The organism is Dietzia sp. CW19 (assembly GCF_014145265.1).
In the GTDB taxonomy this organism is placed as follows: Bacteria; Actinomycetota; Actinomycetes; order Mycobacteriales; family Mycobacteriaceae; genus Dietzia; species Dietzia natronolimnaea.
In genome coordinates this window covers 1-6,066 of sequence record NZ_JAALEE010000154.1, presented here as the reverse complement: position 1 = coordinate 6,066, position 6,066 = coordinate 1, and the positions used below count along the sequence as shown (strand labels likewise).

Here is a 6,066-nt window from a genome sequence, read left to right as displayed (position 1 = left end):
GCGTCGCGGAGCGCGCGCTCCACGGCGGCCCCGTCGCCGGTCGTGGTGCTGGCGGACCCCGGCGGGAACGGGTAGGTCGTGACGGCCGGGTCGGACTGTCCGGTGACGATCCGACCGACCACCTCGGGGTCCACCGCCGCCGTAAGGCCGCGCCGCACTTCCGGGTCGCGGACCGCCGGGGCGACGGTGTTGAAGCCCAGTTCGAGTTGGGCCGAGGAGTCGACGGTCACGGCGCGGACCCCGGGGACGGTGGCCGAGACGTCCGCGGCCAACGGTGTCGCCGAGACCATCGCGAGTGATCCCGGTCCTCCACGCAACGCCGCGCCGAGTTGTCCGGCCCCTGTCGCCCGCCGCACGAGGATCTGATCGAGTTCCGGCGCGCGCGCCCAGTACCGGTCGTTGCGTACGAACTCGATCTCGCCCCGACCGATGTCGGCGAACCGGATCATGAACGGTCCCGCGCTCATCACGGGGAGGCCGGACATCGCGCCCTGGAAACCGTCCGGGGCGTTCTTGAGGATGTGCCCGGGCAGCAGGTCGGCGAACAGCGTCCGCCACTGCGTCGGTGGGGAGTCGAACACCACGTCGACGACCTTGCCCCCGGCGCCGGACCGCACCTCGACGATCTGCTCGTACCCGGCGGGGTCGACCACTCCGGGCTGGGTCGTCATCTGCCGCCACAGGTACTCGAAGTCCTCGGCCGCGACCGGCACCCCGTCGGTCCACTGGGCCAGCGGGTCGATCGTGTAGCGGATTGTCCGCGGGCTCCCCGGCAGGGGCTCGGCGGACACGAGGAGGTCGCGGTTGAGCACCGGCTCACCGCCCGGCCCGGGGACGAACGCGCTCGGGAGCAGCAGGGAGGCGACCAGGTCCGTGTCGACTCCCTGATCGGCCAGGAGATGCGGGTTGAAGCCCGGGTCGACGCGGTCGAGGGCCAGCAGGACCCCGCCACTGGACAGGTTGACGGACTCCCCGTCGGTACGCTCCTCCCCCACCACGGTGGGCGGAGGCGGATCGGCCACACACCCTGTGACGACGACGAGGGAGAGCACGGCTGCCAGAACGCCCGTGCCGCGCCGACGAACTGATGCCCCCCTCGTCGCCACCAGGGTCCTCGTCAGTTGACCGACTGCTGCTCGCGCGACTTGGACTTGCTGCGGGCCTTGGCCCGCTCATTGGCGGTGAGCAGCACCTTGCGCACGCGGATCGCCTCCGGTCCGACCTCCACGCACTCGTCGCCGGCACAGAACTCCATGGCCTCCTCCAGCGAGAGGTTGCGGGCCCTCTGCAGGGTCTCGGTCGTATCGGAGGAGGCCGCTCGCATGTTGGTGAGCTTCTTCTCCTTGGTGATGTTGACGTCCATGTCCTCGGATCGCGGGTTCTCGCCCACGACGACGCCCTCGTACACCTCGGAACCGGGCTCGATGAAGAAGTCGCCGCGGTCGGCCAGGCTGAGCAGCGCGAACGCGGTGGCCTTGCCGGCACGGTCGGCAACCAGTGAACCGGTGTGCCGCGAGCGGATCTCTCCGACCCAGGGCTCGTAGCCGGCCGACTCGGAGTTGGCGATCCCGGCGCCGCGCGTCTCGGTCATGAAGGTCGTGCGGAAGCCGATCAGCCCCCGGGCGGGCACCCGGAACTCCATCCGGACCCATCCGGATCCGTGGTTGCCCATCTGCTCCATGCGCCCCTTGCGGGCCGCCATGAGCTGGGTGACCGCGCCGAGGTACTCCTCGGGCACGTCGATGGTCATGTGCTCCATCGGCTCGTGGACCTTGCCGTCGACGACCCGGGTCACGACCTGCGGCTTGCCCACGGTGAGCTCGAAGCCCTCCCGGCGCATGGTCTCGACGAGGATGGACAGCGCCATCTCGCCGCGGCCCTGGACCTCCCAGTCGTCGGGGCGCGCGGTGTCGAGGACCTTGAGCGAGACGTTGCCCACGAGCTCCTGGTCGAGACGCGCCTTGACCATCCGCGCGGTGAGCTTGGTACCGCCGTTGCGGCCGGCGAGCGGGGAGGTGTTGACGCCGATGGTCATCGAGATCGCCGGCTCGTCGACGGTGATCGCGGGCAGCGCCACCGGGTTCTCCGGATCCGCGAGGGTGTCGCCGATCATGATGTCGCTGATCCCGGCCACCGCGACGATGTCGCCGGCCACGGCCTCGTCGGTGGGCATCCGCTCGACACCCTTGGTCGCGAGGAGTTCCGAGATCCGCACGGACTTGGTCTCCTGACCGCCGTCGGGAAGGTTGTGGATCCACGCCACCTGCTGACCCTTGCGGAGACGACCGTTGTGGATACGGACCAGACCGATACGACCGAGGAAGTTGGACGCGTCCAGGTTGGTCACGTGGGCCTGCAGCGGCGCGTCGGCGTCACCGCGGGGCGCGGGGATCACGTCGTACAGGAGCGTGAAGAGCTCGTCGAGGTTCTCCCCGGCCGGTTCCTGGCCGTTGGCCGGCTGCGTGGTCGAGGCCTTACCGGCGCGACCGGAGGCGAACACCACGGGCAGTTCGAGCGCGCGCTCGGCCGCGGCCTGGGCGTCCGGGTCCTCGAGATCGGAGGCGAGTCCGATGAGGAGGTCCTGGGCGTCCTCGACGACCTCGTCGATGCGGGCGTCCGGACGGTCGGTCTTGTTGACGACGATGATGACCGGCAGGGATGCCGCCAGCGCCTTCCGCAGGACGAACCGCGTCTGCGGCAGCGGGCCCTCCGAGGAGTCGATGAGCAGGACGACGCCGTCGACCATGTTGAGGCCGCGCTCCACCTCGCCGCCGAAGTCGGCGTGGCCGGGGGTGTCGATGATGTTGAAGACGAGGTCGGCGCCGCCCGACCCTGCGCCGAGACGCCGCACCGACGTGTTCTTGGCCAGGATCGTGATGCCCTTCTCGCGCTCGAGGTCACCCGAGTCCATGACCCGGTCCACGAGCTCCGCGCGTTCGTCGAACGCTCCGGACTGGCGCAGCATCGCGTCGACGAGTGTCGTCTTACCATGGTCGACGTGCGCGACGATGGCGACGTTGCGGAACTCGGTCAGGGCCATACGGTGGGTTCTCCCTCAGAGGCTTTCGGCGCCACGGGCGACTCTGTGGCCGCCGGGCGCGTGGTGGGAATCTGCGGGACTCCCGCGTGATCCACAAGCGCGTCCGGTCGAGCGCGCGTGCGTGACCACATTACCCGCATCGGCCTCCGGACAGTCATCCCGAGCGGGCGACGCCACACCCGCGGCGGCGACTGTTATTTACATCACAAGTATCTTCTGCCACACTGGCCACAGACGCCACAGCAACCGGGCCTCCGGTATCCACACCTGTAAACGTTGTGAGAACATCGAGCCGTCGATTGGTCGGCCCGCCGACCGGTCCGTCCGCCTCATCCGAAGAATGGACTCGCCAGTGACCCGCCACTCGCTCAGGAACTCGTTCAGGACCCTAGGTCTCGGTGCAGTCGCCGCCATGGCCGTGTCGCTCGCCGTCCCCGCCTCCGCGAGCGCCCAGTCGCTGGACGAGCTGGGCCGCCCGACCGAGCCGGTGCTGCAGGCCATCGAGAACCTCTCCGAGCAGCAGTGGATCCCCGAGGAGACCCGGGGCACCATCGCCCGGCTGGTGGGCTTCTTCCGCGGGTCCGGCGAGCCGGGCACCCCGCTGCCCGAGAACGGTCCGGTGATCGCGCAGTTCGCCTACCCGACCATCATGCAGAACTGCATCGACGGGGAACAGACCGCGGTCGGGGCCGCCACCGCCGTGCCGGGGCCCGCCGGCCTGCCCCTGCCCGGCATCCCGGGCGGCCACCTCGGCTTCATCTTCACCGCCCTCGGCACCGAGGGCGTCGCACCCCAGCAGGTGCAGCCCATGACCGTGGACTGGTTCAACATCAACAACGGTCGCCGCGGCACCACCGTGCTCAGCTACAACGGGATCAACGCGGGCGGACCGGCGACCCTCAACGGTGTCGCCGACACCGGCCCGGGGCAGGTGCTGATGCTCCTGCAGGGCGGCGTCACCACCACCCTCGCCGGCGGCGGGACCTCCAATTGTGTCTCACTGCCGCTGGTGGGTTCCGCGTTCGTCCCGTGATCAGCGACGGCGTGGGGTCCGACCGGCCCCACCCCGACATGAGCAAGGCCCGTCTCGCCCTCGGCGACGGCGGGCCTCTCGTCGTTCTGACGGGTGCCGGGATGAGTGCGGAGAGCGGGGTGCCCACCTTCCGGGACTCCCGGACGGGACTGTGGGCACGCCACGACCCCGCCGACCTCGCGACCCCGGAGGCCTGGGACCGCGACCGGGACTCCGTGTGGGCCTGGTATCGCTGGCGCGAGCACCTCGTCGGATGCGCCGAGCCGAATGCCGGTCATCTCGCGATCGCCCGCGCCGCCCGGGACCGCAGCGTGACGGTGGTGACCCAGAACGTCGACGACCTGCACGAGCGCGCGGGTTCCGCCGGGGTGCACCATCTCCACGGCAGCCTCTTCGCACACCGGTGTGACGAGTGTGGGGCCCCGATGGAGGTGGGGCCGCCGCCGGCGGACCCCGTGGACCGGCTCGCGCCGCCCGACTGCCCGCGGTGCGGCGGACGGGCCAGACCGGGAGTGGTCTGGTTCGGAGAGATGCTCCCCCGGCAGCCCTGGGACGCCGCGGTGTCCGCGATCTCCGCCGCGACCGCGGTCCTGGTCGTCGGCACCTCCGGTCTCGTCCATCCCGCCGCGTCGCTCCCCGGCATCGCCGTCGACCTCGGGATCCCGGTCGTCGAGGTCAACCCCGATCCCTCCGGCCTCACGGACGGGGTGACGGTCCACCTCCGTGACACCGCCGCGGCGGTTCTCCCGACTCTCCTGGCGCCCTGACCGAGGCTCACCTCGCCGGGACCGCTTGACAGGTCGCGGAACCGGCGCGGCGGGACCCCGGCAGCGCTAGCGTGTGCTCAGCGGAAACACTCACCACCACGTTCCCGCCTCCCCCGATCCCGGGGAGTACACCACCGGAGGTCAATCCATGTCCGACTCGTCCCCGCGCACCCCGTCCGACACGTCCCCCGGCACCCCGTCCGGGACGGCGGTGATCGCGGCCGAGGTGATCGGCACCTTCTGGCTGGTACTGGGAGGGTGCGGCACGGCGGTGTTCGCCGCCGTCCAGGTCGCCACCGCAGACACCGGAGACGTCCCCGTGGGCGTCGGCTACCTCGGTGTCTCCCTGGCCTTCGGCCTGACCGTCCTGACCGGCGTGTACGCGCTCGGCCACATCTCCGGCGGCCACTTCAACCCGGCCGTCACCGTCGGCGCCGCCATCGCCGGGCGCCTCCCCTGGGCCAAGGCCCCCGTATACATCGTCAGCCAGGTCGTCGGCGGTCTGGTCGCGGGAGCACTGATCCTCGTCGTGGCCAAGGGCAAGGACGGATTCGAGGCGACCGGCCACATGGCCGCCAACGGCTTCGGCGCCAACTCCCCGGACGGGTACGGCCTGCTCTCGGCCCTGATCATCGAGGTCGTGCTGACCGCGATCTTCATCTGGGTGATCCTCGGAGCCACCGATCGCCGCGCCCCCGCCGGCTTCGCACCCCTGGCGATCGGGCTGACGCTGACGTTGATCCACCTCATCTCGATACCCATCACCAACACCTCGGTGAACCCGGCCCGCTCGACCGCCGTGGCCTTCTTCAACGGCGACGGGGCCGTCGGTCAGCTGTGGCTCTTCTGGGTGGCCCCGATCCTCGGCGCGCTCATCGCCGGCGCCCTGTACGGTCCCCTGTTCGGCGAGCGGGTGAAGAACGCCCGGGTCACCACCGGCGCCGCCGCCTGACCACCCGGGAATGACTGCAGGGCCCGCGGGATCATCTCCCGCGGGCCCTGCAGTCGGTCCGACGTACCGGGGGTCAGCGCCCCTGCTCGTCCCGTCGGTTCCGTCCCAACACCTTGTCCACGACGCCCGGCTCCCGGTCCGGGTGGGCGGCCGGATCGACGTCGTCCGGGTGACGCCCCGTCCGGTCGTGGATGCCGGTGTCATGGGTGCCGAGACCCTGGGACCCGTCAGACCTGGAGTGCCGGCCACCGGCGTCCGCGATGTCGCCGGTGGC

6 protein-coding genes are annotated in these 6,066 nt (G+C 70.9%); 3 read left to right on the top strand and 3 right to left on the bottom strand.

The annotated features are described in order from the left end of the window. Both G6021_RS05465 and typA read right to left on the bottom strand, forming a co-directional pair. The coding region (locus G6021_RS05465; protein ID WP_347238920.1) for an ABC transporter substrate-binding protein at positions 1-1,106 on the bottom strand (1,106 nt) is incomplete at its 3' end. Positions 1,107-1,117: 11 nt separating this feature from the next. After that, positions 1,118-3,040: a translational GTPase TypA gene (gene typA, locus G6021_RS05460; protein ID WP_179525605.1), complete on the bottom strand. Its 1,923-nt coding sequence runs from the start codon at positions 3,038-3,040 to the stop codon at positions 1,118-1,120. Between the two features lie 412 nt (positions 3,041-3,452). Between typA and G6021_RS05455 the strand changes: the two genes are divergently transcribed. The 3 genes from G6021_RS05455 (at position 3,453) to aqpZ (ending at position 5,792) form a co-directional block, all read left to right on the top strand. Further along, positions 3,453-4,073 (top strand): hypothetical protein, encoded by a 621-nt coding sequence (locus tag G6021_RS05455; protein WP_241730811.1) that lies wholly within the window; start codon positions 3,453-3,455, stop codon positions 4,071-4,073. A gap of 38 nt (positions 4,074-4,111) precedes the next feature. Then, the gene (locus G6021_RS05450) at positions 4,112-4,840 is read left to right on the top strand and encodes an NAD-dependent deacylase (RefSeq protein ID WP_182640810.1); all 729 of its coding nucleotides are present in this window, start codon (positions 4,112-4,114) and stop codon (positions 4,838-4,840) included. A 148-nt stretch (positions 4,841-4,988) separates the two neighbouring features. Then, positions 4,989-5,792, top strand: coding sequence for an aquaporin Z (gene aqpZ / locus G6021_RS05445; RefSeq protein ID WP_187700471.1), 804 nt, complete (start codon positions 4,989-4,991; stop codon positions 5,790-5,792). A 73-nt stretch (positions 5,793-5,865) separates the two neighbouring features. Here the strand turns inward: aqpZ and G6021_RS05440 are convergent. Next, positions 5,866-6,066 (bottom strand): hypothetical protein (locus tag G6021_RS05440; RefSeq protein ID WP_182640809.1); only part of this gene is annotated, 201 nt, incomplete at its 5' end.

Excerpts from the sequence above, each read along its gene's own strand:
- aqpZ (WP_187700471.1), top strand. The coding sequence starts at position 4,989 with ATGTCCGACTCGTCCCCGCGCACCCCGTCCGACACGTCCCCCGGCACC.
- G6021_RS05450 (WP_182640810.1), top strand. The coding sequence starts at position 4,112 with ATGAGCAAGGCCCGTCTCGCCCTCGGCGACGGCGGGCCTCTCGTCGTT.
- G6021_RS05455 (WP_241730811.1), top strand. The coding sequence starts at position 3,453 with ATGGCCGTGTCGCTCGCCGTCCCCGCCTCCGCGAGCGCCCAGTCGCTG.
- typA (WP_179525605.1), bottom strand. The coding sequence starts at position 3,040 with ATGGCCCTGACCGAGTTCCGCAACGTCGCCATCGTCGCGCACGTCGAC.